General features: G+C 70.8%; 31 protein-coding genes. 16 read left to right on the forward strand and 15 right to left on the reverse strand.

All coding sequences use genetic code 11. The annotated features are described in order from the left end of the window. Entirely contained in the window at window positions 1–600 is a 600-nt protein-coding gene (locus DFJ67_RS15930) for a DUF5709 domain-containing protein (RefSeq protein ID WP_116068611.1), read from the reverse strand. A gap of 258 nt (window positions 601–858) precedes the next feature. Between DFJ67_RS15930 and DFJ67_RS15935 the strand changes: the two genes are divergently transcribed. After that, the gene (locus tag DFJ67_RS15935; RefSeq protein WP_116068612.1) at window positions 859–2,007 is read left to right on the forward strand and encodes a SigB/SigF/SigG family RNA polymerase sigma factor; all 1,149 of its coding nucleotides are present in this window, start codon (window positions 859–861) and stop codon (window positions 2,005–2,007) included. A gap of 6 nt (window positions 2,008–2,013) precedes the next feature. Here the strand turns inward: DFJ67_RS15935 and DFJ67_RS15940 are convergent, their stop codons facing one another. The 8 genes from DFJ67_RS15940 to aroA all read right to left on the reverse strand — a co-directional run bounded on the left by DFJ67_RS15940 (window position 2,014) and on the right by aroA (window position 9,297). Next, window positions 2,014–2,592: a Fic/DOC family protein gene (locus DFJ67_RS15940; protein WP_116068613.1), complete on the reverse strand. Its 579-nt coding sequence runs from the start codon at window positions 2,590–2,592 to the stop codon at window positions 2,014–2,016. Further along, entirely contained in the window at window positions 2,585–3,175 is a 591-nt protein-coding gene (locus tag DFJ67_RS15945; RefSeq protein ID WP_116068614.1) for a type II toxin-antitoxin system antitoxin SocA domain-containing protein, read from the reverse strand. Before DFJ67_RS15945 ends, DFJ67_RS15940 begins: the two co-directional genes overlap by 8 nt. A gap of 134 nt (window positions 3,176–3,309) precedes the next feature. Further along, window positions 3,310–4,035 (reverse strand): ATP-binding protein, encoded by a 726-nt coding sequence (locus tag DFJ67_RS15950; protein WP_239097241.1) that lies wholly within the window; start codon window positions 4,033–4,035, stop codon window positions 3,310–3,312. Between the two features lie 44 nt (window positions 4,036–4,079). After that, on the reverse strand, window positions 4,080–4,961 hold the full coding sequence (locus DFJ67_RS15955; RefSeq protein WP_116068615.1) for an SDR family NAD(P)-dependent oxidoreductase: 882 nt from the start codon (window positions 4,959–4,961) through the stop codon (window positions 4,080–4,082). Window positions 4,962–5,050: 89 nt separating this feature from the next. Then, complete coding sequence (locus DFJ67_RS15960) at window positions 5,051–6,010, reverse strand: hypothetical protein (protein WP_239097244.1); 960 nt, start codon at window positions 6,008–6,010, stop codon at window positions 5,051–5,053. Between the two features lie 161 nt (window positions 6,011–6,171). After that, a complete protein-coding gene (gene hisN, locus DFJ67_RS15965) occupies window positions 6,172–6,966 on the reverse strand; it encodes a histidinol-phosphatase (RefSeq protein ID WP_116068616.1) in 795 nt (264 codons plus the stop codon). Between the two features lie 14 nt (window positions 6,967–6,980). After that, window positions 6,981–7,877 (reverse strand): ribosome small subunit-dependent GTPase A, encoded by an 897-nt coding sequence (gene rsgA, locus DFJ67_RS15970; protein ID WP_239097240.1) that lies wholly within the window; start codon window positions 7,875–7,877, stop codon window positions 6,981–6,983. Window positions 7,878–8,004: 127 nt separating this feature from the next. Further along, the gene (aroA, locus tag DFJ67_RS15975) at window positions 8,005–9,297 is read right to left on the reverse strand and encodes a 3-phosphoshikimate 1-carboxyvinyltransferase (RefSeq protein ID WP_116068618.1); all 1,293 of its coding nucleotides are present in this window, start codon (window positions 9,295–9,297) and stop codon (window positions 8,005–8,007) included. Between the two features lie 89 nt (window positions 9,298–9,386). Between aroA and DFJ67_RS15980 the strand changes: the two genes are divergently transcribed. The 5 genes from DFJ67_RS15980 (at window position 9,387) to rsrA (ending at window position 12,661) form a co-directional block, all read left to right on the forward strand. Next, window positions 9,387–10,100: an SOS response-associated peptidase gene (locus tag DFJ67_RS15980; protein ID WP_116068619.1), complete on the forward strand. Its 714-nt coding sequence runs from the start codon at window positions 9,387–9,389 to the stop codon at window positions 10,098–10,100. Window positions 10,101–10,329: 229 nt separating this feature from the next. Then, on the forward strand, window positions 10,330–10,719 hold the full coding sequence (locus DFJ67_RS15985; protein WP_116068620.1) for a WhiB family transcriptional regulator: 390 nt from the start codon (window positions 10,330–10,332) through the stop codon (window positions 10,717–10,719). Window positions 10,720–10,750: 31 nt separating this feature from the next. Beyond that, window positions 10,751–11,365, forward strand: a complete 615-nt coding sequence (locus DFJ67_RS15990; RefSeq protein ID WP_116068621.1) for an alpha/beta hydrolase family protein — start codon at window positions 10,751–10,753, stop codon at window positions 11,363–11,365. 195 nt (window positions 11,366–11,560) lie between these two features. Next, a complete protein-coding gene (locus DFJ67_RS15995) occupies window positions 11,561–12,394 on the forward strand; it encodes a sigma-70 family RNA polymerase sigma factor (protein ID WP_239097239.1) in 834 nt (277 codons plus the stop codon). A 6-nt stretch (window positions 12,395–12,400) separates the two neighbouring features. Beyond that, window positions 12,401–12,661 (forward strand): mycothiol system anti-sigma-R factor, encoded by a 261-nt coding sequence (gene rsrA, locus DFJ67_RS16000; protein ID WP_116068622.1) that lies wholly within the window; start codon window positions 12,401–12,403, stop codon window positions 12,659–12,661. 49 nt (window positions 12,662–12,710) lie between these two features. On the opposite strand, the gene DFJ67_RS44690 is transcribed toward rsrA, so the two are convergent. Further along, window positions 12,711–12,785 (reverse strand): 50S ribosomal protein bL37, encoded by a 75-nt coding sequence (locus DFJ67_RS44690; RefSeq protein ID WP_369814844.1) that lies wholly within the window; start codon window positions 12,783–12,785, stop codon window positions 12,711–12,713. A 131-nt stretch (window positions 12,786–12,916) separates the two neighbouring features. Here DFJ67_RS44690 and DFJ67_RS16005 point away from each other — a divergent pair, with 131 nt between their 5' ends. Both DFJ67_RS16005 and DFJ67_RS16010 read left to right on the forward strand, forming a co-directional pair. Continuing rightward, window positions 12,917–13,132 carry a biotin/lipoyl-binding carrier protein gene (locus tag DFJ67_RS16005; RefSeq protein ID WP_116068623.1) on the forward strand — a complete coding sequence of 72 codons (216 nt, stop codon included), beginning with the start codon at window positions 12,917–12,919 and terminating at the stop codon, window positions 13,130–13,132. Then, on the forward strand, window positions 13,129–13,629 hold the full coding sequence (locus DFJ67_RS16010) for a GNAT family N-acetyltransferase (RefSeq protein WP_116068624.1): 501 nt from the start codon (window positions 13,129–13,131) through the stop codon (window positions 13,627–13,629). Before DFJ67_RS16005 ends, DFJ67_RS16010 begins: the two co-directional genes overlap by 4 nt. Here DFJ67_RS16010 and DFJ67_RS16015 read toward each other — a convergent pair. Further along, window positions 13,550–14,176 (reverse strand): TetR/AcrR family transcriptional regulator, encoded by a 627-nt coding sequence (locus DFJ67_RS16015; RefSeq protein WP_116068625.1) that lies wholly within the window; start codon window positions 14,174–14,176, stop codon window positions 13,550–13,552. The genes DFJ67_RS16010 and DFJ67_RS16015 overlap by 80 nt on opposite strands. Window positions 14,177–14,287: 111 nt before the next feature. Here DFJ67_RS16015 and DFJ67_RS16020 point away from each other — a divergent pair, with 111 nt between their 5' ends. Continuing rightward, the gene (locus tag DFJ67_RS16020) at window positions 14,288–15,892 is read left to right on the forward strand and encodes an MDR family MFS transporter (protein ID WP_116068626.1); all 1,605 of its coding nucleotides are present in this window, start codon (window positions 14,288–14,290) and stop codon (window positions 15,890–15,892) included. A gap of 143 nt (window positions 15,893–16,035) precedes the next feature. Here DFJ67_RS16020 and DFJ67_RS16025 read toward each other — a convergent pair whose 3' ends face one another. Continuing rightward, complete coding sequence (locus DFJ67_RS16025; protein ID WP_116068627.1) at window positions 16,036–16,311, reverse strand: hypothetical protein; 276 nt, start codon at window positions 16,309–16,311, stop codon at window positions 16,036–16,038. Window positions 16,312–16,460: 149 nt separating this feature from the next. On the opposite strand from DFJ67_RS16025, the gene DFJ67_RS16030 reads away from it, so the two are divergent. After that, a complete protein-coding gene (locus DFJ67_RS16030) occupies window positions 16,461–17,495 on the forward strand; it encodes an SIS domain-containing protein (RefSeq protein ID WP_116076264.1) in 1,035 nt (344 codons plus the stop codon). A gap of 19 nt (window positions 17,496–17,514) precedes the next feature. Further along, window positions 17,515–19,014, forward strand: coding sequence for a PAS domain-containing sensor histidine kinase (locus tag DFJ67_RS16035; protein ID WP_116068628.1), 1,500 nt, complete (start codon window positions 17,515–17,517; stop codon window positions 19,012–19,014). Window positions 19,015–19,093: 79 nt separating this feature from the next. Here DFJ67_RS16035 and DFJ67_RS16040 read toward each other — a convergent pair whose 3' ends face one another. Further along, entirely contained in the window at window positions 19,094–20,548 is a 1,455-nt protein-coding gene (locus tag DFJ67_RS16040) for a glycosyltransferase family 39 protein (protein WP_116068629.1), read from the reverse strand. A gap of 334 nt (window positions 20,549–20,882) precedes the next feature. Between DFJ67_RS16040 and DFJ67_RS16045 the strand changes: the two genes are divergently transcribed. The 5 genes from DFJ67_RS16045 to DFJ67_RS42720 all read left to right on the forward strand — a co-directional run bounded on the left by DFJ67_RS16045 (window position 20,883) and on the right by DFJ67_RS42720 (window position 24,794). Then, window positions 20,883–22,565 carry a nitrite/sulfite reductase gene (locus tag DFJ67_RS16045; protein ID WP_116068630.1) on the forward strand — a complete coding sequence of 561 codons (1,683 nt, stop codon included), beginning with the start codon at window positions 20,883–20,885 and terminating at the stop codon, window positions 22,563–22,565. Continuing rightward, window positions 22,562–22,741, forward strand: a complete 180-nt coding sequence (locus DFJ67_RS16050; RefSeq protein ID WP_116068631.1) for a hypothetical protein — start codon at window positions 22,562–22,564, stop codon at window positions 22,739–22,741. The genes DFJ67_RS16045 and DFJ67_RS16050 overlap by 4 nt, the downstream gene beginning before the upstream one ends. Before the next feature lie 4 nt (window positions 22,742–22,745). Continuing rightward, the gene (locus DFJ67_RS16055) at window positions 22,746–23,507 is read left to right on the forward strand and encodes a phosphoadenylyl-sulfate reductase (RefSeq protein WP_116068632.1); all 762 of its coding nucleotides are present in this window, start codon (window positions 22,746–22,748) and stop codon (window positions 23,505–23,507) included. Next, window positions 23,489–24,316, forward strand: a complete 828-nt coding sequence (locus DFJ67_RS16060) for a sirohydrochlorin chelatase (protein WP_116068633.1) — start codon at window positions 23,489–23,491, stop codon at window positions 24,314–24,316. Before DFJ67_RS16055 ends, DFJ67_RS16060 begins: the two co-directional genes overlap by 19 nt. Window positions 24,317–24,389: 73 nt before the next feature. After that, window positions 24,390–24,794 carry an FxLYD domain-containing protein gene (locus DFJ67_RS42720; protein ID WP_170215870.1) on the forward strand — a complete coding sequence of 135 codons (405 nt, stop codon included), beginning with the start codon at window positions 24,390–24,392 and terminating at the stop codon, window positions 24,792–24,794. A 90-nt stretch (window positions 24,795–24,884) separates the two neighbouring features. Here the strand turns inward: DFJ67_RS42720 and DFJ67_RS16070 are convergent, their stop codons facing one another. Continuing rightward, window positions 24,885–25,142 (reverse strand): WhiB family transcriptional regulator, encoded by a 258-nt coding sequence (locus DFJ67_RS16070; RefSeq protein WP_116068635.1) that lies wholly within the window; start codon window positions 25,140–25,142, stop codon window positions 24,885–24,887. Window positions 25,143–25,560: 418 nt separating this feature from the next. Next, complete coding sequence (locus DFJ67_RS16075) at window positions 25,561–26,511, reverse strand: diacylglycerol/lipid kinase family protein (protein WP_116068636.1); 951 nt, start codon at window positions 26,509–26,511, stop codon at window positions 25,561–25,563. Between the last annotated feature and the right edge of the window lie 9 nt (window positions 26,512–26,520).

Genomic DNA, 26,520 nt, shown 5'->3' on the forward strand with positions numbered 1-26,520 from the left:
TTACTCGTACGGCGGATCCTCGGTCTCGTGCATGGCCAGTTCCTCCGCGGTGGCACCGCCGCCGGCCGCGCCCGCGTCGTCGGCGATCGAGTCGCCTTCGTCGTCGAAGAGCGCACCCTCCGGCTCGTCTTCACCCGCGAACTGCGCCGGGTCGACCAGTCGCCCTATCGGCGCGCCACCGTCGCCGATCTCGAGACCGTCGGTGTCGTAGAGCGACGACTCCGAGCCCGAGTCGTCGGCCGGACCGTCGTCGAGCACGTCGGCGTCGAGCTGCGACTGGGCGCGCTCGGTGCCGAGGTCCTCCTCGTCGCGGATCTTCGCGTCGGCCGGGGTCGCCAGCGGATCGTCGACGTCTTCGTCGAGGTTCTCCCGGGCGAGCTTGTAGTCGAGCGACTCACCCTCCTCGGCCTCCTCACCGGTGGTGCCGAACCGGTCGACCGCCTGGGGCGAGTCGGTCGGGAACGCGGTCGGGTCCGGGCCGCTGGTCTCCCGCTCGGACTCCACCTCGTCGTAGGCGGTCGAGTCGTCGTCGGCGGTGCCCGGCAGGCCTTCGCTCTCCGGGTCGGACCAGGGCCGTGGGTATTCGTCTTCGCGCGGCATACCGGGCGTCTACCCGCCCGGCCGGCAACACAACCGGCCGTGACCCCACGTGATAGATGCCTCATGGCAACTAATCGGTTCGGTTTTCATTGCTCCGTTCGCGCACAGCGACGTAGGGTCACGTTTAGGGGATGGCTGCGCTTTGCGGCGGTCTCCGGGGTGCTCATCACGCGGGCATCAGATCGCAATTTCCAGAATCCGGTGCCGACTCTCCCCGCCCCACCAGGGCGGCGGCGAGGCGAACGAGGAGGCTGCGCGATGACCCTTCAAAGCGGCTTGCCCGCTTCCGGTGAACTAGATCTTCCGGCCCTCGACGCGGTCGCCATGTCGTATGCCCAGCGTTCGGGAGATGATGCACGGCGGTTGGCGCGGGAACGCCTGGTGCGCTCGGCGATGCCCTTCGCGGGCCGGTTGGCGCGGCGCTATCGGGGCCGCGGTGAACCGATGGACGACCTGGAGCAGGTGGCCCGTCTGGGCCTCTTGAAGGCCGTCGACCGCTTTGACCCCGAACGCGGCGCTTTCACCGGTTTCGCGGCGGCGACAATTATCGGCGAACTCCGCCGGCATTTCCGCGACCGCACCTGGGGCGTCCACGTCCCGCGGCGGATGCAGGAGCTCAGCATCGAGGTCAACCGGGCATCCACCGAGATGACCGCGAAGCTGCGCCGCTCGCCGACGGTGCCAGAGCTGGCCGAACGCCTGCGGGTCGACGAAGACGACGTGCTGGCGGCGCTGGAGACGGCGGCCGCCTACACACCGTTGTCGCTCAACATGCCGGCCCGCGCCGAGAGCGAGGCCGAGCTGGGCGACCTGATCGGCGGCGCCGACGTGGGCCTGGAGGCGGTCGACGACCGCCTGACGGTCGCCAGCCTGCTGTGCCGGCTACCGGAACGCGAGCGCCGCATCCTGGCGCTGCGCTTCTACGGCAACAAGACGCAGACCGAGATCGCCACCGAACTGGGCATCTCCCAGATGCACGTGTCCCGCCTGCTGTCCCGCGCGCTGGCCTGGCTCCGCGAGGCGATGCTGAGCGACGCCCCGAAGCAGTGGCAGGCCGGCATGGGCCCGGGCGAACACCACGAGATCACCGTGCAGCGCCGCGACAAGGCGAGCCTGGTCCGCCTGGACGTGGCCGGCGAGGTCGACCGCGACACGGCCGACCCGTTGCGGGCGGCACTGTTGGAGGCGGTGCAGGCGGTGTCGGACCGCCCACAGCCACGCGAGGTGGCCGTGAGCCTGGCGGGCGTGCCGATCATCGACGCCGCGGGCGTTTCCGCGCTGCTGGCGGGCCTGGAGGCCGCCCGCGCAGCCGGCGTGCGCCTGCGCATCGGCGACATGCAGGTCTACGTCCGCCGCACCCTGCGGGTGGCCGGCCTCAACCCCATCATGTCGGCGCCACACGCCTAGGCCCGTTCAGAGCCGGCGGACGACCGGCTCCAGGACCTTGACGAGTTCGGCGGTGTTGCCGCTGCGGTAGTGGTCCTGGCAGGCGGCGATGTTGTCATGCTGGGACAGCTCGGACCAGTCCAGCCGGTATCCGGCGGCCGCTGCGAGTTGACGGAGAAACGCCCGGATCGCTCGCCCGTTGCCCTCGCGGAACGGATGCCGCACGTTGAGTTCGCCGTAGTAATGGGCGAGGGCGGGGACGAACGCGTCGATCCTGATGCCGGCCAGGAAACCGTCATCCTTCAACCGGTCGAGCACCGCGGTGACCTCGTCTTCGACGAACCGCCAGTTGCAGAAATACACCCCAGGCTTGCTGATGTCGACGGTGCGGGCCTGCCCCGCCCACGCGTAGACATCGCGGAACAGCAGCTCGTGAAATCGGAACAGATGGGATGCGTTGTAACTGCCGGGAACCGTCGAACGGGAGATTTCCACGTCACGGATCGACGCGACTTGAGCTTCGACTTCGTGTAACTGGTCGGCGTCGGTGATTCCCAACAGATTCGCGAGGCAGTTCGTGCCTGGAACGCAGTAGGGATCATCCACGGTTGAGCCGGCCGATCACCTCGGCCACGAGATCGTCGGCAGTGATCCGGCCGGTCGCCACGTCTCGGAGCCTGTCCTGCCAATCTTCGGTGAACTCGACGCCCTCGATAGCTGCGTTGGAGGTGGCGAGGGCGACCGAGGTCTCGGCCTCGGCGATCTGACGTGCGTAGTAGATCCGCATGAGGTCGGTGCTGATCGGCGCGTCCGAGGGCTGTGAATCAGACAGGCCGACCCTGGCCGCCTTCCAGGGCAGCTCCTGATGGGTCATCTCGGAGAGCTCGCTGGCAGTGAACTTGCCGTATTCGGAAACGACCCATCGCACCGACGACAGCTCCATCGGCGTCAAGTTTTTCGCGGACCCGAGAGGCCAATTCGCGACCTCGCGCTGTTGCCGGTGATGCTTGAAAAGGGCAGGTGCGACCGGACCCTGTTGCCAGGCTTCGAGCGTTTCGTCAAACAACGGCGAGCCGTGTCGCGCCAGATGCCATCCCTGGCAGTAATAGACAAGCTTTTCCAGCTTCATCGTCGTCGTGCGACCGTGGCGTTCGAGAACGGCGGCGGCGACATCGTGCACGGTGGCCATGGCACCCCCTTCGGTCGCCGACAGTAACGGCGCGCACGATCCGTTGACTGGAGGTGCGCGCGGCGTGTTGCTTGACTTTTGATTCTAGCTGAGGCAGTTGCTCATTCCTAGAACGTATGTGCGACGAGCAATCGCTAATCGGCGTGGTCGTAGTCGGGGGCCACGACTGACCAGACGACCTTGCCGTCGGGTAGGTCAGTGACGCCCCAGCGCAGGGCTACCGCCTGGATCAACAGCAAACCTCGGCCGCCGTACGCGGTCGTCGGCACCGGGCCCGCGTAGACCGGGACCGCGGTCGACCAGTCGCGGACCGACAGGTGCAGGGTGTCGCCGTCGGCGCCGCGGCCGACCAGGACCGTCATTGCCGTCTGGGCGTGTGCCACCACGTTGTTGACCAGCTCGGTGACCACGATGCAGGCCGCGCCGGCGACCGCCGGTTGTTCCCAGCGGGCGCACGCCTCGGTGACCAGCTCGCGCGCGCGGCGGGCGGCGCCGGTGACCGGGTCGAGGTCGGCGCGGAGCAATGACTCGGTGGAGTGCGGCGGCGGGTGGTCGGCGCGGTCGGCCACGCGGAAGCCGACGTTTTCCCATGGCCCCGCGAACGCGTGCGGCACGCTGATCATCGGCTGGCGCGACGGCCAGTCGGCGGTTTCCCGGGCCACTTCCTCGAAGGTCGACAGGACGGTCGGGTCGTCGATCCGCGGGCCGGTCACCTCGATCACGGCGGGCGTGCGGTCGGCCACGACCGACAGCAGGGCACCGCGCAGCGCCTCGGCCGACCGCTGGTCGAGCACGCCCTGGAGCTGAACGACCGCGTAGGGCTCGTCGTCGGCCACCAGAAAATGCACATCGGTCGGCATGATCGCTCCATTGTGCATGTCGGGGACGTACTCATGCGTCTTCGTCACCATCGCCGGCTCCGTGCGTGACGGCGGGTGACGGCCGCGATCGTGCCCGCCGCGGTGCCGGCGGCCAGGCCGAGCAGCGCACCGACCCGCACTGTGGCGCGGCGGCGGTCGCCTTCGGTCGGGATCGGCGTGGCACGCCAGTTGACCCGCAACCGGGCGGCGATCCCACCGGCGTACGCCTCCCGGCGGGGTCGGGTCAGCAACCGCACGATCGTGTGGGCCGCCACCTCCGGCGGCTGGACCGGTGGTGGCGGCGCGATTCGCCGGCCGGCGGCGTATTGGCGGACCGGAGCGGCCGTGCCGGCCGGCAGCACGGTGCAGATCGAGATCCGCTTCTCGCCGGTGACCCGCAACTCCTGGCGGACCGTGTCGGCGAGGCCGCGTACGCCCTGCTTGGCCGCGTTGTAGACCGACTGGTAGGGCAGCGCGACGGCGGCCAGCGCGGAGGCGTTGTTGACCAGCACGCCGCCGCCGGCCGCGCGCAGGTGTGGCAGGGCGGCCCGCATCCCGTAGGCGGCGCCCAGCAGGTTGACCTCGATGACCTGGCGGAGTTGCCCGAGCGGGATCTCCTCGAACAGGCCCACCGCGCCCGTGGTGGCGTTGTTGACCCAGGCGTCCACCCGGCCGAACAGGGCCGCCGATCCCTCGGCCAGGCGCTGCACGGCGGCCGGATCGGTCACGTCGGTCGGCAGCACCGCCGTCCGGCCGCCGAACGCCCGGCAGCGCTCGGCGACCGCGTCCAGCGCTGGTTCACCACGGGCGGCGAGCACCACCGTGCCGCCCTGCCTCGCCACCTCCAGCGCGGTCGCCGCGCCGGCGCCGCTGGAGGCGCCGGTGATCACGACCACCGCTTGGGCGAGCGGGCGGGTAAGCGCCATATCAGCCCGATACCCCATCTGGGGCGGCATCATGCGGATTCGCTGCCGCCCACTCCAGCCACAGGGCCGGCAAACCGACGCAAGGCCGGCTAGCGGCGCTGTGGACCGGACCTGGTCGGGCCCGCCGGCATGGGCCGGGCGACCACCGTGCGGGCCGCGTCGGCGGCCACCAGGCGGGCGGCCAGCGCCCGGGCCTTGAGCGCCCGGGGGCCGGCGGTCAGCGCCCGCGGGTTGGCCTCGCCGGTCGCGTGGTGGTGCTGCGGTTCCGCGTAGCGGGTCAGGCCGATCACCGCGGTCAGCGTGATGAAGAAGCCGAGCCCGGCCACCCACTCGCGGCCTGGCTGGATCTTGTCGCCGAGGAAGAGCAGGCCGATCACGGCGGCGGGGATGGCGCCGGCGGCGTCCATCGACGCGACGGCCGCGGTGGTCGAGCCGCGCTGCATCGCTAGGCCGAGCAGCAACTGGCCCAGGATCGAGGCGCCGACGAGCACGTAGAGCAGCGGGCTGGAGACGAACTCGGGGATCGAGTGGCTGGACGCCAGCGGGCGGCCGGCGACCGCGGCGGCGGAGAACGCCATCCCAGCCAGCGAACCGAGGGCGACCGAGCCGGGTGCGCCGTGCAACCGGGCCGCGAAGACGCCGATCACCGCGATGCCCGCGAGCCAGCAGAGCAGCAGGACCACGCCGGTGGACCCGATCGAGTGCGCCGGCGCCGGTTTCGCGGCGATGACCAGCGCGAAGAGCCCGCCGAAGAGGAGGGCCAGCAGGCCCACCTCGGCCTTCGGCAGCCGCCACCGGAGGATGAGCACCCCACAGAGCGCGGTCACCCCGAGGCCGGCGGAGGCGGCCGCCTGCACGAGGAACAGCGGCAGGTCCTTGCGGGCGACGAAGGCCAGCAGGAAGCCGAGGATCTGGAAACCCAGGCCGTAGACATAGATGCGGTGGCTCGCCAGCCGGACCAGGAGCTTCGGGTTGCACGACGTGTGCAGCTTGGTCCGTGTTGCCGCGACCGATTGGAGGAGGTTGGCGACCCCGTACGCGAAGACCATCGCGGCTAGGAAGCCCCAACTGGTGGACAGCACCCGCGCACAGTAACGGAGATTCCTGTCACCCCGCTCGGCGACCGGCCGAACTGGCTGACCAGCGGCTACCCCGGGTATTTCGATCAAAACAGCAGGTCAGAGATGATCTCGGAAAACCCGACAAGGCGTCAGCTCAAGCGGGTAAGCACCTCTTCGTGAATTTTTCCGTTCGTGGCGACGGCGCTCCCACCTGCCGGACCCGGACGACCCGTCAGATCGGTGAAACTGCCACCCGCCTCGGTGACGATCGGGATGAGCGCCGCCAGGTCCCACAACGAAAGTTCGGGCTCCACCATGATGTCGACGGCGCCCTCGGCCACCAGCATGTAGCCGTAGAAGTCGCCGTAGGCCCGGCTGCGCCAGCTCTGCCGGATCAGATCCAGCACGGGGTCGAGGCGGTTCGTCTCCTCCCACCCGTGCAGGCTCGAATAGCAGAAACTGGCATCACTGATCCGGCGTACGCCAGAGACCCGAATGGGTGTCGCCGCGGCGGTGTGCCGGCCGGCGAACGCACCGTGCCCGAGGGCCGCCCACCACCGCCGGCCGAGCGCCGGTGCGGAGACCAGCCCGACCACCGGCTGGTCGCCTTCCATCAGGGCGATCAGCGTGGCCCAGATCGGCACACCGCGGATGTAGTTCTTGGTGCCGTCGATCGGGTCGATCACCCACTGCCGGTGCCCGGGCCCGGCGGCCGCCTCCGACGCGCCGAACTCCTCGCCGAGCACGCTGTCGCGCGGCCGGGTGCGGCCCAGGGTCGATCGCAGCGCCCGCTCCACGGCCTGATCGGCGTCGGAGACCGGGGTCAGGTCGGGCTTCGACTCGACCCGGAGGTCGAGGGCCCGGAACCGGTCCATCGAGATCTTGTCGGCGGTGTCGGCGAGAACGTGCGCGAGCGAAAGGTCGTCCGAATACCGGGGGGCCATGGCGGCAGACGTTACTAGGATTCGGTGTCTTCCCCGGCCCGGGAGGCCAGCAGCCGGCGATAGCTCGCGAGGCGGCGGGGGTCGGCGTTGCCGGCGGCGACCCAGGCGTCCAGCGCGCAGTCCTGGTCGTGCGGGGTGTGCTCGCAGTTGGGCCGGCACTCGACGGTGCCCTCGACCAGGTCCGGGAAGCCGTGCAGCAGGCTGTCGGCGGAGACGTGGGCGAGCCCGAAGCTGCGTACGCCGGGCGTGTCGATGATCCAGCCGTCGTCGCCGGGCAGCTTCAGCGCCACCGCGCTGGTCGAGGTGTGCCGGCCGCGGCCGATCGCGCTGACCACGCCCACCGCCCGGTAGGCGTCTGGCACCAGGCGGTTGACCAGCGTCGACTTGCCCACGCCGGAGTGACCGACCATCACCGAGGCCAGCCCGGACAGCCGCTCGCGGACCCCGGCCAGGTCGCTGTCGGGGCGCACCAGCACGTGTGGCAGGTCGAGTTCGGCGTAGTAGTCGAGCACCTCCTCGGGCCCGGCCAGGTCGGCCTTGGTGAGGCAGAGCAGCGGCTCGATGTCGGCGTCGTAGGCGGCGACCAGGCAGCGGTCGATGAATCCGGTGCGCGGCGGCGGATCCGACAGGGAGCTGACGATGACGAGTTGGTCGGCGTTGGCCACGACCACCCGCTCCAGGCGGCCCTCGGGCGTGCTGTCGTCATCGTCGGCGGTGCGGCGCAGCACCGAGGTGCGCTCGGCGATCCGGACGATCCGGGCCAGCGCACCGGCCGAGCCCGAGGTGTCGCCGACCAGCGCCACCCGGTCGCCCACCACGACCGACTTGCGACCCAGCTCGCGGGCGCGCATCGCGGTGACCGGCGGGCCGCCGTCGACCTCGACCGTGTAGCGGCCCCGGTCGACCGCCATCACGAAGCCGTCGATCGCGTCGGTGTGCCGCGGGCGGGTGCGGGTGCGGGGACGCGAAGATCGGCCCGGGCGGACCCGGACATCGTCCTCGTCGTACTCCCGTTTCTTGCCCGCCAGAGCCTTCTCCTTAGTTTTTGCCGGTCACCATCGCTGACCATAGTGCCGGGAAGTCCGGCATGGTCTTCGAGGTGCATGCCACGTCGTCGAGTTCGATGCCGGGCACGACCAGCCCGACCACCGCGCCGGCGTGTGCCATCCGGTGGTCGTCGTAGGTGTGGAAGACGCCGCCACGCAGCGGCCGCGGGGTGATCTCCAGCCCGTCGGCGGTGTCGGTGACCGAGGCGCCGAGCGCCGTCAGCTCGGTGGCCAGCGCGGCCAACCGGTCGGTCTCGTGGCCCCGGATGTGGCCGACGCCGCGCAGGCTCGATGGTGAATCGGCCACCGCACCGAGCGCGGCCAGCACCGGGGTCATCTCGCCCACCTCGGAGAGGTCGGCGTCGAGCCCGTGCACCACTCCCGTGCCGCGCACGGTCAGCCCCTCGGTGCCCAGGGTGACCTCGCCGCCCATCTGGCCCAGCAGCGCCCGCAACCGGTCGACCGGCTGGGCGCTGCTGCGCGGCCAGCCGAGCAGGGTGACCGAGCCGCCGGTGACCAGAGCCGCGGCGAAGAACGGCATGGCGCCGGAGAGGTCGGGCTCGATGGTCCAGCCGCGCCCGGAGAGCTTGCCCGGCTCGACCACCCAGATGTCGGGTGCCGAGTCGTCGATGCCGGCCCCGGCCGCCCGGAGCATCTGCACGGTCATCCGCACGTGCGGCGCGGACGGCAGCGGCGGGCCGACGTGGCGCACCACGACGCCGCGGTCGAAATCGGGCGCGGCCAGCAGCAGGCCGGAGACGAGTTGGCTGGACGCGGATGCGTCGATGACCACCTCACCGCCGGCGACCCGGCCGGTGCCGCGGACGGTCAGCGGCAGGCTCAGGCTGGACGGGGTGTCGATGGCCACGCCGAGCGTGCGCAGCGCGTCGACCAGGGGGCGCAGCGGGCGCTGCCGCACCGACGGGTCGCCGTCGAAGGTGACCGGGCCCTGCGCCAGGCCGGCGATCGCCGGCATGAACCGCATCACCGTGCCGGCCTGGCCGACGTCGACGTGTGCCGGGCCCTGGAGGGTGCCCGGGCGGACCACCCAGCGGTCGTCGTCGACGGTGGAGACGCTGAGGCCCATCGCCCGCAGGCCGCCGGCCATCAGCACGGTGTCGCGGGCCCGCAGGGGGCGGGACAGCGTCGACGGGCCGACGCCGATGGCGCCGAGCACGAGCGCCCGCGCGGTCATCGACTTGGAACCGGGCAGCTGGACCGTCGCGCTGACCGGGTCGGCGGCAGTCGGCGGGGTCCACGGCACGTGTGCGGTCTGGTTGGCCACGTACTCCAGTCTGACTGGCCCGAGGGCCGAGCCGCGATCGACATTCGGCACTCCCGCGTGCCGGGACGAGTTGCGCTAGCGTGACGGGCATGTGCGGGCGCTACGCGACCACGAAGGACGCGCCGGACCTCAGCGTGCTCTTCGACGCGTTCGACGACACCCGCGACGGCCTGGTGGCCGACTACAACGTCGCGCCGACCGACCCCGTGCCGATGATCCGGATGTCGCAGCGCCTGGGTGGCCGCACCCTCTCGGTGGCTCGCTGGGGCCTGGTGCCGAGCTGGGCCGGCGACACCAAGGGCGCCGCCCGCATGATCAACGCCCGCGCGGAGACGGTCGCGACCACGCCGGCTTACGCGCGGTCCTTCGCCAATCGGCGCTGCCTGGTGCCGGCCGACGGCTGGTATGAGTGGGTGCGCCGGCCCGGTGGCGGCAAGCAGGCCTATTTCATGACCGCCCCGGAGCCGGTGGTGTTCGGTGGCCTGTGGGCCGCGTGGGGCGACCAGAAGCTGCTGACGTGCAGCATCGTGACCATGCCGGCACTCGGTGACCTGGCGTTGGTGCACAACCGCATGCCGTTGGTGCTCACGCCCGACCGGTGGTCGGCCTGGCTGGCCGGCGGCGGCGGGGCCGACGAGGTGCTCGCGCCGCCCACCGACGAGACGCTGGCCGGCATCGAGATCCGCCCGGTCGGCCCCGGGGTCGGCGACGTGCGCAACGACGGCCCCGATCTGGTGACCCGCGTAGCCGCCGCGGCATTGGGTGCGCCACGGGAAGAACCGGTCGAGCTGACGCTCTTTTGATCAATGATTTATGCCGGTTGATTTTTCCCTTTCTGTAAACCTTGTATCGATTTCCCGTCGCAGAGTTTGCGCAGGTTCGATGCAAACCCTTGTCTCCGATGTCACGAGTGCGATAGAACACAGCGCCGGCAATGGGTGCCTTCTCGCACCGGGCGACGACACCCATTGATCCTTGATCTTCCGTTCACCACTGGCGGAAAGCCGGCCCCACGGGGGAGGTGGGTTGTTGATGACACGGGCGCGTATGCCACGCCCGCACGAGGTCGCCGCCGCACGTCGAGATCCTCGATTGCTGCGCGCGTCGGCCGAAAGACAGCTCGACGAAGCCTGGCGCACACGGGGCGCCTGCCAGGCCGTCGACCCAGAGACGTTCTTCCCGGCACCGAGCGAGCCGGCCGACACCGCCATCTCGCTGTGCCGCGGTTGCGACGTGCAGGGCGCCTGCCTCGCGTGGGCGCTCGAGGTCGGTGACTGCCACGGCGTCTGGGGTGGCACCACACCACGCGAACGGCGGGCGATGCTGGTCGCCTGGCGTGGCCAGCTCACCCGGGGCGCCGAAACGATCGACTCGGGCCCACCGATGCGCGACCTGTCGCTCGAACTGGTGCCGGTGAGCTGACCTGGGCCTCCGGGCCAGCACAATGGTGGTCATGGGGGTCACACAGATCGCGACACCGCACGGTCCGGCCGTCGCCGACACCGACGAGGTCGACGGCCGGCCGTCGGCGCTGCTCATTCTCGGGCACGGCGCCGGCGGCGGCGTCGACGCGCCCGACCTGATGGCGGTCCGCCGTGCCGCCGTCGCGGCGGGCGTCACCGTCGTGCGCGTCACACAGCCTTACCGGGTCGCCGGCCGGCGGGCGCCGGCACCGGCGGCGCAACTCGACGCTGCCTGGACGGCGGTCGTCCACGAGATCGTCAAGGGCTATCCGGAGCCGCCGCCACTGGTCGTCGGCGGGCGGTCCAGCGGCGCGCGGGTGGCCTGCCGCACCTCGGTCGCGCTCGGCGCCGCAGGCATCGTCTGTCTCGCCTTCCCGCTGCATCCGCCCGGCCGGCCGGAGAAGTCGCGGGCCGACGAGTTGCTCACCGGCGTGCCGACCCTGGTCGTCAACGGCGATCGTGACCCGTTCGGGGTTCCTGAGCCGTCGCCGGGCGTCGAGGTGGCGGTCCGCTCCGGCCAGCGGCACGACCTGCGGGGTGATCCGCGCGGGTTGGGGCTGCTGGTGGTGGAGTGGCTGCGCGGCAACGGTTGGGCCCGTCCGTAACTGTCCGGAGGCGGGCTCGTTGATTTGGGTGAGCCAGGCATGCCCTGGGGACTCCCTCCACGAGTCCGCGGACCCCCCGGTCCGCATCAACCTCCCAGGCCCACCTGGCCCCGGGGACCACGTCCCCGGGGCCAGTGGGTTGGGCCATGGGAATTCGTTAGGTCCCCCCGCTGTTTAAGCCACCGGATGCAACGGATGGCAAGGGGGCTTTTCCCAGTGCAAGCAGCTACGCGGGGCAACCGCGACACCGGCCGAGTGCGCGCGCTTCTGACCGCGCCCGAATGGTCGGCGAGCGACGTTAGTCACGCCCTCATCGGGGGCAACCCACCAGCAACTGAAACTGTCGAGCGCGCGCGACGCGTATCCTCGGCGGGACAGTCAAGGGGGGACGTGCGGTTGACGCAGCCGGAGAAGACCCGAACCGAGGAGCCGACCGACGAACGGCGGGCCCGGTTCGAGCGTGACGCGCTGCCCTTCGTCGACCAGCTCTACGCCGCGGCCCTGCGGATGACCCGGAACCCGGCCGACGCGGAAGACCTGGTGCAGGAGACGTTCCTCAAGGCCTACGCCGCCTTCCACCAGTTCGAGGAAGGCACCAACCTCAAGGCGTGGCTCTACCGGATCCTCACCAACACCTACATCAACTCCTACCGGCGCCGGCAACGCCAGCCCATCCAGGCGCCGACGGAGGAGATCACCGACTGGCAGCTCGCCAGCGCTGAGTCGCACACGTCCAGCGGCCTGCGCTCGGCCGAGACCGAGGCGCTCGACCGGCTGCCCGACAGCGACGTGAAAAACGCGCTCCAGCAGCTCCCGGAGGAGTTCCGGCTGGCTGTCTACCTGGCCGACGTCGAGGGGTTCTCCTACAAGGAGATCGCCGACATCATGAACACGCCGATCGGCACGGTCATGTCGCGACTTCACCGAGGCCGCCGCAACCTGCGCAACCTTCTGGAGCGCTACGCTGCGGATCGAGGTTTCACCCGCACTCCGTCGGGTGACGCGGCCGCTGCCCGCCAGGAGGTGTGAGGAACCGTGAGTTGCGGTAACCCCCACGAGACCGACTGCAGCGAAGTGCTCGACGAGGTCTACCTCTACCTCGATCTCGAATGCGCTGACCAGCGCCGCGACCTGATCCGTCACCACCTCGACGAGTGCTCGCCGTGCCTGCGCGAATATGGCATCGAGCAAGAGGTGAAGGCGCTGGTCGCCCGCTGCTGCGGCAACGAGACCGCACCGGCGGAGCTGCTTGCCCGCCTGCGCACCAAGCTCACCGAGCTGCGCACCGACGTCTGAGCCCTAGATACGCCCGTCGCCGGCCCGAATGGGCCGGCGACGTCGTCTATTAGGAGTTAGGGCGCTTGCCGTGGTTGGCGGCGCTCTTCTTACGGGCCTTCTTCTTGCGACTCTTCTTCGCCATATGTCGACCTCCGTCTGTCCGGTGACCTGACGATCCTAGACGGCCCGCCACCGACGCACCGACGGCCGGCGCATGGTTGGATGCTGACGCGGGCCGACGCCGGCCGCGAGAGGCGAGGGAGGGACCGCGCGATGTCCGAGGAGATCCGCGCCGAGATGGTGGCGAACGTGTGGAAGGTCGTCGCTACCAAGGGCGACACCGTGGCCGAGGGCGACACGCTGGTCATTCTCGAGTCGATGAAGATGGAGATCCCGGTCATCACCGAGTCCGACGGGGTCATCGCGCAGCTCGCCGTCAACGAGGGCGACGTCGTCCAGGAGGGCGACCTGATCGCCGTCATCGAATGACCGTCCGGGTGCGGCCGGCCACGCCGGCAGACTTCCCGGCGGTCGCCCGGCTCACCGTCGACGCCTATCGCGAAGACGGTCAGCTCGCGGGCGACCACGGTTACGACAAGAAACTGGCCGACGTGGAGACCCGGGCCGAGGCCGGCGTGCTGCTGATCGCGGCCGACGACGAGACCGGCCAGGTGCTCGGCTCGGTCACCTTCGTGTTGCCCGGCAGCGCCTATGCGGAACTGTCCGGCCCCGGCGAGGCCGAATTCCGGATGCTCGCCGTCGACCCGGCCGCGCAGGGCCGCGGTGCCGGTGCCGCGCTGGTGCGGGCCTGCGTCGAGCGGGCGACCGGCCTCGGCTGCGGTGCGATCGTGATCTGCGTACGCAGCTTCTCCGAGCCGGCCAAACGGCTCTACGCCCGGTTGGGGTTCACTCGCATCCCGGAGCGCGACTGGTCGCCCTTCCCGGGTGTCGACCTCGAGGCGCTCCGGCTGCCGCTCGCGGGCTGACCGGCGACCGCCACAGGTCTTCGGCCATCTCCAGCGCCAACTGCTTGCGCTCGGGGATGCCGAGGTTGGGGTCGCGGATCGCGAACCAACTGCCGTGCACGGCGAACAGCGCCAACGTGGAGCGGAGCTGGTCGGCCGGCTCGGTCGAGCCGTTGGACAGCAGCGCGGCCACCCGCATCATCCGGTCGCGCATGTCCATGCCGGCCGACATGCTCTTGATCACCGTCTGGTTCTGCTCGAAGAAGCGCATCACCGACGGCTGGTCGCCACCGAAGAACTCGTCGGCGTAGCGGGAGATCAACCGCTGGCGCCGCTCGGTGCTCGGCGGCTGCGTCTCGGCCCACTCGATGAGCCGGTCGAGCCCGGCCAGCCGGTCTTCGGCGAAGCTCGAGACGATCTCTTCCTTGCTCTTGAAGTGGTAGTAGAGGGCGGCCTTGGTCACTCCGAGCCGCTCGGCGATCTCGCGGAGCGAGGTTTTCTCGTACCCGTTCTCCGTGAAGAGCTCGAGCGCGACGGCCTGGATTCGGCCTCGCGTGCTCTCGGTCACTCTGACCCCCTAACTAACTTGACGACCGGTTAGTTCGCAGCTTACCGTGCGGCTAGTAAGAAAGACTAGCCGGGCGGCAAGTAAGGCCCATCACGCTGGGGGGCGTTCCAGATGACCACCGCCGACGCGCCAGCCATCGCACCACAGAAGATCCGCGGCATTCTCGCGGGTCTGATGATCGCGATGATGCTCGCGATGCTCGACAACATGATCGTTAGCACGGCGCTGCCGCACATCGTCAGCGAATTCGGTGGCCTCAACCACTTCACCTGGGTCGTCACCGCCTACGTGCTCGGCACAACCGTTTCGACGCCGATCTGGGGAAAGCTCGGCGACCTTTACGGCCGCAAATCGGTCTTCCTTACGTCGATCATTATCTTCCTGATCGGGTCGGCGCTCTGCGGAATGGCCGGCTCCGCGATGCTCGGCGGCACCGCTGACGGCATGATCGAGCTGATCGGCTTCCGCGCGGTGCAGGGCCTCGGCGCCGGCGGCCTGATGGTCGGCGTCATGGCCATCATCGGCGACCTGGTCCCGCCCCGCGAGCGCGGCCGCTACCAGGGCATGATCGCCGGCATCATGGCGATCGCCATGGTCGCGGGCCCGCTGGTCGGCGGCTTCATCACCGACAACCTGTCGTGGCGCTGGGCGTTCTACGTCAACCTGCCGCTCGGCGGCGTGGCCCTGCTGGTGCTGGCCACCCGGATGCACCTGCCGCGCTACCGCACCGAGCACCGGATCGACTACCTCGGCGCCGGGCTGCTCTCCGTCGGCATCACCGCGCTGGTGCTGATCACCACCTGGGGCGGCAACCAATACGACTGGGGCTCGCCGCAGATCCTCGGCCTGGCCGCGCTGACCGTGGTCTCCCTGGCGGTCTTCGGTGTTGTCGAGCGCCGCGCGCCGGAGCCGATCCTGCCGCTGCACCTGTTCCTCAACCGCAACTTCGCCCTGATCTCCGCGGTCGGCTTCCTGCTCGGCTTCGCGATGTTCGGTGCGATGAACTTCCTGCCGCTGTTCCAGCAGACCGTGCAGGGTGCCTCGGCGACGAACAGCGGCCTGCTGCTGCTCCCGCTGATGGCCGGCATGCTGGTCGTCTCGGTGATCACCGGCCGGGTGATCACGAAGACCGGGCGCTACCGGATCTTCCCGATCGCCGGCGGCGTGGCCCTGCTGGCCGGCATGGCCCTGCTCTCCACGATCAACGCCGACACGACCAAGCTGACCCTGGCGCTCTACATGGTGGTGCTCGGCCTCGGCATGGGCGGCCTGATGCAGACGTCGATGCTGATCGCGCAGAACAGCGTCGAGCAGAAGGACCTCGGTGCGGGCAGCGGCGCCGCGACGTTCTTTCGCTCCATCGGCGGCTCCATCGGCATCGCCCTCTTCGGTGCGCTCTTCGTGCACCATCTGGCGAAGTCGCCGGCCGGCGGCGCGCTGGCCGGGGACGGCGGCGGGGCGGGCGTCGACCCGACCGCCCTCCAGAAGCTCCCGGCGGAGATCCGCGACGCGGTGATGGGCGGCCTGGCCGACTCGATCGCCTACGTCTTCGTCTGGGCCGCGGTGATCGTGATCCTGGTGCCGGTGCTGGCCTGGTTCGTCAAGGAGATCCCGCTGCGCGGTGCCGGCGACCAGCTCAAGCCGGGCGAGAAGCGGGAGACCCCGGCCGACGAAGCCGAGGTCGCGCTGGCCAAGGCCGAAGCCATCGCCGACTGACGCGCTGTTCGCGAGGACGCCCCCGGATCACTCCGGGGGCGTTTCTCATGTCTGGCGCCGTGCCACGATCGCGGCCGCGATCCCGACGAGAATCGGCGCGTAGACCACGGCGACCTTGATCAGCTCCCACTTGCCGGCACGCGTCACCCCGACCCCTTCCGCCGGCGGTCGCGGATCGCCGCCACCACTCCGACCGTGACCAGGCAGACGAGCAGGCTGACCAGGGCCGCCGGCAGCACCCACAGCACGAGCACGAAGAGCGAACCGTCGCGCGGCGACATCGTGCAGCCCCAGCCGATGCCCTCGCATTGGCCCTCCGGCACCTGATCCGACTGCGTCAGCACGCCGACACCGCAGGCCGCGAGCACCGCCACGTGCGCGGCCACCAGCCAGAGCGCGGCCTTCCCCGTGCGCTTCATAGCGACGACGCTAGTGGGGCGGGAGGCAACGCGCGTGAGTGCGGATGCTCAGGGCCCGGTGATCGGAACGTTGCGATAAAGCGGAGTTCCGTGCAGAATCGAGCAGACAGCGCGCAGGGGAGGCACGGATGGGGACACCGGGCGCCGGCATGGCCGCCGACATCGCCGAGCAGCCGGAGGTGTTCGCCGGGTTGCTCGAGCCGGCCAACGCCGACCCGATCGCCGCCGTCGCGGCCGCGATCGTGGCCCGCCGGCCGCGGCACGTGGTGTTCACCGCGCGCGGCACCTCCGACCACGCCGCGCTCTACGGCGCCTACCTGGCCGAGATCCGCCTGGGCCTGGCCGCCGGGTTGGCCTCGCCGAGCGCGGTCACCGTCTACGGCGCCCGCCCCGACCTGTCCGACGCCCTGGTCGTCGGGGTCAGCCAGAGCGGTGGCTCGCCCGACCTCACCGAGGTGGTCCGGGTGGCCCGCGAGAGCGGCGCGCTCACCCTGGCGATCACCAACAACCCCGACTCGCCGCTGGCCGGCGCGGCCGAGTTGCACATCGACGTGGCCGCCGGGCACGAGCGCGCGGTCGCCGCGACGAAGACCTACACGGCCGAGCTGCTCGCGCTGCTGCTGCTGGTCGAGGGGATCCGCGGCGGCACCGGCGTGGTGCCGGCCGACGAGCTGCGTACCCTCGCTGAGCTCCCTGCCCTGGCCGCGACGGCGCTGGCCGACCCGACGGCGCCCGACCTGGCGCGGCGCTACCGGTTCGCGGCCCGGATGGTGACCACTGGTCGCGGCTACGCCTACCCGACCGCCCGCGAGGCCGCCCTCAAGCTGATGGAGACCTCCTACCTGCCGGCGCTGTCGTTCTCCGGCGCCGACCTGCTGCACGGCCCGCTCGCCCTGGCCGACCCCGACGTGCCGGTGCTCGCGGTGGTCGGCGCCGGCCCCGGCGGTGCCGCCATGCGCGAGGTGCTGGCCCGGCTCGGCGAGCGCCGCGCCGACGTGGTCACCGTCGGCCCGGCCGACGTGCCCGGCTCCTCCGCCCGGCTCGCCGTGCCCGAGGTCGACGAGCGGCTCGCCCCGCTGCTCGACATCCTCCCGCTGCAACGCCTGGCCCTCGCGCTGGCGCTGGCCCGTGGTGAGAACCCCGACGCACCCCGTGGCCTCGCCAAAGTGACCTCCACGCTCTGAGCGTGTCAGGCTTGCGGGCGTGTCCACGCTGCGTGACCTAGTCGAAGAGCACACCTCCCTGCGCCGGGGCGACATCGACCACCTCCACCGGATCGCCGGCGAGTGGCAGTTGCTCTCCGACCTGTCCTTCGCCGACCTGCTGCTCTGGGTGCCCGTCGACGACGGCACGTTCCTCTGCGTGGCCCAGGTCCGCCCGACCACGGCACCCACCGCCTACGAGAACGACCAGGTCGGCCGGATCGTCGGCGGGCCCGAGGTGGCGCATCTCGACATCGCCTTCCGCGAGGGCCGGATCTGGCGCGAGGGCGACCCGGTCTGGTACGGCGACACCCCGGCCCGCCACGAGGCCATCCCGGTGCGGCTGCGCTCGGCCGACGGGGAGAGCGGCGAGGTGATCGCGGTGGTCGGCCGGGACACCAACCTGTCGACCGCCCGGACGCCCAGCCAGCTCGAGCTCAACTATCTGACGACGGCCGACGACCTGGCCCAGATGACCTCCGACGGCACCTTCCCGCCGCGCCGGCACCCGGGCGAGACCACCTCCGCCCCGCGGGTGGGCGACGGGCTGGTCCGGCTCGACGCCAACGGCAAGGTGACCTACGCGAGCCCCAACGCCCAGTCCGCCTACCGGCGGCTGGGTTTCGCCGCCCACCTGGTCGGCGAAGACCTGGCCGCGCTGATCAAACGGCTGGCCGACGACCCGCTGGAAGGCACCGACGCGGCCAATCGGGTGCTCTCCTCGCTGCGCGGCGAGGCGCCGGCCCGCAAGGAGGTCGACGCCCGCGGCGCGACGGTCCTGCACCGCGCGCTGCCACTGATGCCCGCGGGCGTGCCGATCGGGTCGCTGGTCCTGGTCCGCGACATCACCGAGGTACGCCGCCGCGACCGCGCCCTGGTCACCAAGGACGCGACGATCCGCGAGATCCACCACCGGGTGAAGAACAACCTCCAGACGGTCGCGGCGCTGCTGCGCCTCCAGGCCCGCCGGGTCGGCATCCCGGCGGCGAAGGCCGCGCTGGAGGAGTCGGTGCGCCGGGTCGCCTCGATCGCCCTGGTGCACGAGACGCTGTCGATGTCGAGCGACGAGGCGGTCGAGTTCGACGGCATCGTCGACAAGGTCGCCGGGGCCGCGACCGAGGTCGCGAGCACCGAGCTCGCTGTCCGGATGCGGCGCGAGGGCTCGTTCGGGGTGCTGCCGGCGGAGATCGCCACCTCCCTGGTGATGGTCCTCAACGAGCTGCTGCTCAACGCGGCGGAGCACGGCTTCTCGGGCGACGGCGCGGTCGAGCCGGAGGTGGTCGTGGCGGTGCACCGGTTCCGCAAGCAGTTGCACGTCACGGTGGCTGACAACGGGCGTGGCCTGCCGCCGGACTTCGATCCCGACAAGGGCGGCCGGCTGGGTCTCCAGATCGTCCGGGCGCTGGCGACGGGGGAGTTGCGGGGCTCGATCGAGCTGCGCAACCGGGCTGAGGGCGGCACCGAGGCGGTCCTGGTGGTCCCGCTGGGCAAGGCCCGTTGATCTCCTCTTGCTCTGCACCCCTATAGGCAGCGCCCGAGCGCTCGGGCGCTGCCTACAAGGGTGCAGAGCAAGAGGGAGATCAACGGCGGGTCAACAGCGCGACGGTCAGGCCCGGCTCGTGCCAGACCTGGTGGGTCGCGTAGGCCGCACGGAGGGCCGCGCCCTTCGAACCCGGCACCATGGCCAGCGGCGACAGCCGGTCGCCGCTGGTCAGCAGCCAGATCCGCGGCGCGCCCGCGGCGGCCAGACAGGCGCCCGGGTCCGCGCATTCGGTGGCCCGCAACTCGCCCCGCTCGACCGCCGTCTGCCGCACGAGCACATCGCGCGGCGCCCCGGAGCCCAAGCCATAGGCCACCGCGACGTCGAGCATCTTCCAGCCGCCGCGCGGCTCGTAGACGATCGCGTCGCCCGGCTGGGCGTTGGCCCGGATCACCGCCACCGCACCCGGGTAGTCGACCGGCGCCGAGCGCGGCCACTCGTGCGTCCGCCGCAGCGCGGCCTGTGTCGGGCCGCCGAGCGCGGCCACCAACACCACCAGCGCCAGCGCGTAGACCAGCCTGACGCGACGCAGCGCGACAGTGGCCAGCAGGCAAATGAACGGCACCGTGACCACCAGATAGCGCGGCACCCAGTAGGGCCCGACCAGGCCGGCCAGGAACAGCAGCGCCGCCGGGAGTAGTGCCGACAACCCCAGCACGGTTGGCCAGCGGTCGTCCCCCACGGCCCAGCCGAGCGCTGCCAGGGCGACCAGCGCGCCGCCGACCGCGCTTGCCTGTAGCACGCTGCCGGGCAGGCCGAGCAAGTCGCCGGCCCCGGGCCGGAGCACCCAGTCGAGCTGTACGCCGGCCTGGCCACGAGCGACGACGACCAGCGGCACGAGCAGCACGGCGGCGGCACCGACCGCGGCGGCGAAGCCGAGTGCCGCCCGCCGCCGTCCGATCACCGCCGCCGCGTGGCCGGCCAGCACCAGCAGCGCCACCAGGTTGCACAGGCCGAGCCCGAGCACCGCCGCGCCGTAGCCGGCGAACCGCGGCCACGCCGGCCGATCGACCGCCCGGGCCAGCATCAGGGTCGCGAGCACGGCGAACAGGGTCGCGAACGCGTACCCCCGAGCCTCCTGGCCATAGCGCGACGTGCTCGGTACGACCGCGAACAGCAACCCGGCGACCAGGCCGGCGCGATCACCGAACAGCCGGGCGCCGAGTTGAGCCGTGACAGCGGCGGCCCCGGCCATGGCGAGCAGCGACGGGAGTCGCAGTGCCAGGGCCGAGTCGCCGAACAGCCGGATCCAGCCGTGCAGGAACAGGTAGTAGGGCCCGGTCACCGCGTCGATGCCCGCGAGCATCCGCCACAGGTCGGGCAGTGGGCGGGTGGCGGCGCTCCAGGTCGCCAGTTCGTCGCGCCAGAGCGGAGCCCGGTCGAGCTGGAAACCGACGATCAACAAGGTCAGGGCGGCCGGGGCCCACGGTCCGGCGATGAACCGGCGCGGACCGGCACCGACCCCCGCCCGGGCAGGGTCCAACTGCTGCGTCATCGCCGGCCTCCCGCGCTACGCCGCAAATGTCCCTATTGCCCCATCAGGCTAGCGTGAAGCAGGCCACACCGGGGCCCGGCATCTGGGACTGCCCGAGGTAATCGCAGCGTGCTGTGGCAGCATGATGAGCGTGACTGCGACTGCCGACGAGCGCATGGTGAACCTGGGCCTGACGGTCCGGCGCCATGTCGACTACGGCCGGGTCCGCAGCGCCATGTGTCCGGCTCACTGACGACGCCCGACTCACGTCCGGGCGCGTCCGCGCCGGGCCTTTCCATGTGTTCCCCCGGTCGCGCGCCGCGCCGCACTTGCGACCTTCGGAGGAACGCCCGCGATGGCGGTCAGCAGCACCCCAGCCCGTTCGCCTCGCCGCGCCCGGGGCGAGGGCCAATGGGCTCTCGGGCACCGCGAGCCGCTCAACGCCAACGAGCGCACGAAGAAGGACGACAACCCGCTCAACGTGCGGGCGCGGATCGAAAACATCTACGCGCACGGTGGCTTCGCCTCGATCGACCCCGCTGACCTGCGCGGCCGGTTCCGCTGGTGGGGCCTCTACACCCAGCGCAAGGCCGGCATCGACGGTGGTCGCACCGCGGTGCTCGAGCCGCACGAGCTCGAAGACGAATACTTCATGCTCCGGGTCCGGGTCGACGGCGGCCAGCTCAGCCTCGAGCAGCTCCGGGTGATCGCCGGGATCTCGCGGGAGTTCGCGCGCGACTCCGCTGACATCACCGACCGGCAGAACATCCAGCTCCACTGGATCCGGGTCGAAGACATGCCGGAGATCTGGCGCCGGCTCGAAGCCGTCGGCCTCCAGACCACCGAGGCGTGCGGCGACTGCCCGCGGGTGGTGCTGGGCAGCCCGGTCGCCGGTGTCGCCGCCGACGAGGTGCTCGACCCCACGCCGGCCATCGACGCGATCGTCGAGCAGTTCGTCGGCAACAAAGACTTCTCCAACCTGCCGCGCAAGTTCAAGTCGTCGATCTCCTGGCTCGCCGACATGCCCTACGAGATCAACGACATCTCGTTCCTCGGCGTCGAGCACCCCGACTACGGCCCCGGCTTTGATCTCTGGGTCGGCGGCGGCCTGTCGACCAACCCGATGCTCGCCCAGCGCCTCGGCGTCTGGGTGCCGCTGGCCGAGGTGCCCGACGTCTGGGCCGGCGTGGTCAGCATCTTCCGCGACTACGGCTATCGCCGGCTGCGGCACCGGGCCCGGCTCAAGTTCCTCGTCGCCGACTGGGGCGTGGAGAAGTTCCGCGAGGTGCTGGAGAAGGAATACCTCGGTCGGTCGCTTGTAGACGGTCCGGCTCCGGCGTTGCCGGACAAGCCGATCGACCACATCGGCGTGCACCAGCAGCGCGACGGGCGTTTCTACGTCGGCGCCGCGCCGGTCGTCGGCCGGATCTCCGGCACCCAGCTCACCCAGCTCGCCGATGTCGTCGAGGCGCACGGGAGTGGCCGGGTGAGCCTTACGCCCTACCAGAAGCTGCTTGTCCTCGATGTTCCCGAAGAGCGGGTCGAGTCTCTCGTGACCGGGCTGCGCGGGATCGGGCTCGAGGCCCGCCCGTCGACCTGGCGGCGCGCCACGATGGCCTGCACCGGCATCGAATACTGCAAGCTCGCCATCGTCGAGACCAAGGCCCGCGGTCAGGAACTGGTCGCCCGCCTCGAAGAGCGGCTCGGCGACATCGACGCCGACATCACCATCAACATCAACGGTTGCCCCAACGCCTGCGCCCGCACCCAGACTGCCGACATCGGCCTCAAAGGACAGTTGGTGATCGGGCCCGACGGCCGCCAGGTCGAAGGCTTCCAGGTGCATCTCGGCGGCGCGCTCGGGATGGCGCAGGGCCAGACCGCCGGTTTCGGCCGCAAGCTGCGCGGCCTCAAGACAACCGCGGAGGAGCTTCCCGAGTACGTCGAGCGGGTGGCCCGCCGTTACCTCGACGGTCGCACCGAGGGCGAGGCGTTCGCTCAGTGGGTGATGCGGGCCGACGAGGAGGCGCTGCGATGAGCTCCGAGAGCCGGGCCGCGCCGATGCACTGCCCTTACTGCGCCGAAGAAGACATCCGCCCGCACGAGGAGTCGCACGGTGCATGGGAGTGCCGCGGCTGCCAGCGGGTTTTCTCGGTCAAGTTCCTCGGCCTGCGAGCAGCGGGCGTCCAAACCAGGACGGAAGAGGTGAGGTAGCCAGATGAGTGCCGTCAACGCGGTCGATCTGGGACTGGTGTCGCTGGGCGGTCCCCGCCCGGCTCAAACCGATCGGCGTTCCGCCGACGAGCTCAAGGCCCTCGCCGACGCGGCGGGCCGTGACCTGGAAGGCGCGCCGGCGCTGGAGATCGCCCGTTGGGCGGCCACCACGTTCGGCCCGCGGTTCTGTGTGACCAGCTCGATGGCCGACGGCGTGGTCGCCCATCTCATCTCGCGTGTGGCACCCGGCGTCGACGTGGTGTTCCTCGACACCGGCCTGCACTTCCCGGAAACCCTCAAGGTGCGTGACGCGGTCGCCCGCACCATGCCGGTCAACGTCCGGTCGATCCGCCCGCGGCTGACGGTGGGCCAGCAAGACGGCGAATACGGTCCGCGGCTGTTCAACCGCGCGCCCGACGAGTGCTGCTTCATCCGCAAGGTCGAGCCGCTGGAGCGGGCGCTCGGCGACTACGACGCCTGGGCCGCCGGCCTGCGCCGCGACGAGTCACCGACCCGGGCCAACACGCCGGTGGTCGGCTTCGACCCCAAGCGCGGCAAGGTGAAGGTCAACCCAATCGCCGCCTGGAGCCAGTCCGACGTCGACTCCTACATCTCCCGCTGGAACGTGCCGGTCAACGAGCTGTTCAAGCAGGGCTACGGCTCGATCGGCTGCTGGCCGTGCACCCGGCGCACCAAGGCCGGCGAAGACCCGCGCGCCGGTCGGTGGGCGATGTTCGACAAGACCGAATGCGGCCTGCACGTATGACGCTTCACCTGTGGCTTCCCGCCGCGCCCGGCCCGCTGGTGCTGGTCGCGCACGGCAGCCGCGACCCGCGCGCGGCCCGGGCCAACGCGGCCCTGGTCGACGCGGTGCGCCGGGCCCGTCCGGGCACGCCGGTGCGGTTGGCCTTCCTCGACCACAGCGGGCCGCGGCCGGCGGAGACGTTGCTCGCGCTGGAGGCGGCCGGCGAGAAGCGGGCCACGCTGGTGCCGTTGCTGCTGACGTCGGCCTACCACGTGCGGGTCGACGTGCCGGCCGCGTTGATGGACGCGCGCGCCGCTGGGCTCCGGATGCCGGTCGCGGTGGCCGACGTGCTCGGCCCGGTCAGCGGGGTTACCGAGCCGTTGCTGCTGAGCGCGTTGCGCCGGCGGCTGGCGGCGGCGTCGACCGCGGCCGGGGTGTGGGCGCCGGGCGTGGTGCCGCTCGACGGCGTGGTGTTGGCCGCGGCGGGCACCCGCGACGACGCGGCCCGGTCGACGGTCGAGACGGTCGCCGGAAACCTGTCGACCGCGCTGGGCGGCGTGCCGTGCCAGGTGGCCTACGCGTCGGCGGCGAAGCCGACCGGCGACGAGGCGGTTGCCGCACTGCGGGCGGGTGGCGCGCGCCACATCGGTGTCGCGTCCTACTTCCTGGCGCCCGGCCTGCTACATGAGACGGTCGTCACGGCCGCCCGCCGGGCCGGCGCCGCGGTGGTGGCCGAGCCGCTCGGCGGTGCGCCGGAATTGGCCCGACTGGTGCTGGCCCGCACGGCGACGGCCCGCGAACCGATCTGCGACCTGGCCAAGGCGGCGTGACCGGGGCGGCTTGACCCGCCCACTTTGGAGCGATTGCCGGAAGATGCGGCGGGCCGCTGGATAGCTTGCGCGCGTGACGCACGACATGTCCCGCCGGCCGGCGAAACCAGGGTTCTGGGACACGCTGCCCGGAGTGTTCACGGTCCTCGGCCTGTTGGCCCTGGTCACACTCGTGGTGCTGCTGCGGGTCGGAAACGGCCGCAGCCAGTCGGACCTGGTCGCCGACATCGCCTCGTGCGAGTTTCACGGCTCGTCGGTCGCGGTGTCGCTGACCATCCGGAACGACGGCGAGGAAGCCGGATCGGCCCGGATCGAGTGGGAGTATCGCGACGCCAAGGGTGGCGTCGTCGGCAAGGACTCGGTCGTCGTGTCTGACGCGGCGCCTGGTCAGACCGTGCGTCGTGAGGTGACCACCTCGCTCGACGCACCGACATCGAAGGGCACCTGCGAGATCACGGTGGTGCTGAACCGGAGTTGACCTCAGGATGACCAGCAGGTGTACGGAACCCGCAAACGCAGGACGCCCCGGTTGCCCGGGGCGTCCTTGCGTGGTGCTGGTGTTTCGTTGTCAGGCGGAGTGAGCGCGCAGGACCCGCAGGCCACCGCGGCGCTTGACCGCGCGCCGCTCTTCCTCGCTCATCCCGCCCCAGACGCCGGCGTCCTGACCTGATTCCAGTGCCCACTGCAGGCACTGGTCGGTCGCGGGGCACCGCCGGCAGACGGCCTTGGCCTGCTCGACCTGCAACAGAGCCGGGCCGGACGTCCCGATCGGGAAGAACAGCTCCGGGTCTTCGTCGCGGCAGGCAGCATGGTGGCGCCAGTCCATGGCGGCAACACTCCTCGTTCAGCGATGGCAAACAATGCGGGTGGATCTTTATATGCGCGCGCGTTGCACTCCGTGACGGTGAGCATCCGCCACGTTGGCAGCGCGTGGGCAGGCGATTAGCCCCGAGGAACGGCGCCGAGGGTGCGTGCGGAGTGCTCGCAGGCAACGTTCCCGTAACTCGTTTTCGCTTGTGAATACTTTCACGAACTGTCGCGATGTCAAGAGGGACGCCGCGAAAAAGTCTAAGCGGGTGAGCAAGCTCACGACCCCTTTGTCCGGTTTTCGAGCATGTGCTCGGCACCCGGATTTCGCCAGCCGCAATCAATGTAGTACGGTCCGCGCCACATTACTGGCATTTCCGGCACGTGTCACCCCTGCGGCTGCCAGAATCGGCGCCTTGACACCTCGTACCCGCTCCTCAGCAGATTACTCTCAGCGCTTGCGCCACGGAGGTAAATCTAACTTTTTCCCGCTCACCGAGATAGTCACCGTCTAGTTGGAACGCCTCCGGACGGCTCGCGAGCAGGGTGAATTCGTGAACATCATGGAGTTGGAAGACTTGGCGGCCGTGCGGATTCGTTCGCGGCGACAGGATTTGGGTGACTGTGCGTGTCGTCTTGGCGACCGCTAGCTGACGGACGGCCAGTACGTCAAGTCCGAGGTCGAACGACGCGTCCGGATTGGGGCTTACGGGGCGATCGCCGAGATAGGTCCACGGCGTGGTGTTCTGGATGATCACCGTGGACAGTTCATCGATCACCGTCTCGGCCGGGCGCTCCAGCGAGATCGCCGGATGGCGTCGGTCGGTCGCCAGAAACTCACCGAGCGTCGACCGCAGATAAAGTGACGAGCTCGACACCCGGCCGCGCGATCGGGCCCGCTCGACCCGCCGGATGACGGCCGCGTCGAGACCGAATCCTGCACAGAACGTGAAGTAGCGATCGTCGGCGCGGCCGAGCCCGATGGTCCGCGACCGCCCGGCCCGCAACCCCTCGAGGATCACGCCGGTGCCCTCTATCCAGTCCTTGGGTAGACCGATCGCCCGGGCGAACACGTTCGTCGAGCCGCCGGGAACGACGGCGAGCGCCGGCAGCCGCTCGGCCGGGGGCGCGTCGCCCATCTCCCGCATGTCGGGCAATGCGCCCATCAAGCCGTTGACTGCCTCGTTGACCGTGCCGTCCCCACCCAGGGTGACAACGACATCGACACCGAGTGTGGCCGCTTCGCGGACCAGCTTGACCGCGTGCCCGCGCCGGCGGGTGAACTCGACCCGCAGGTCGACAGCGCTGCGCAAGGCGCGGATCAGGACATCACGGCTGCGTTCTGAGGTCGTGGTGGCCTTCGGGTTGACCACGAGCAGGGCCCGCATGTGGCGGAC

The organism is Asanoa ferruginea (genome assembly GCF_003387075.1).
GTDB lineage: Bacteria > Actinomycetota > Actinomycetes > Mycobacteriales > Micromonosporaceae > Asanoa > Asanoa ferruginea.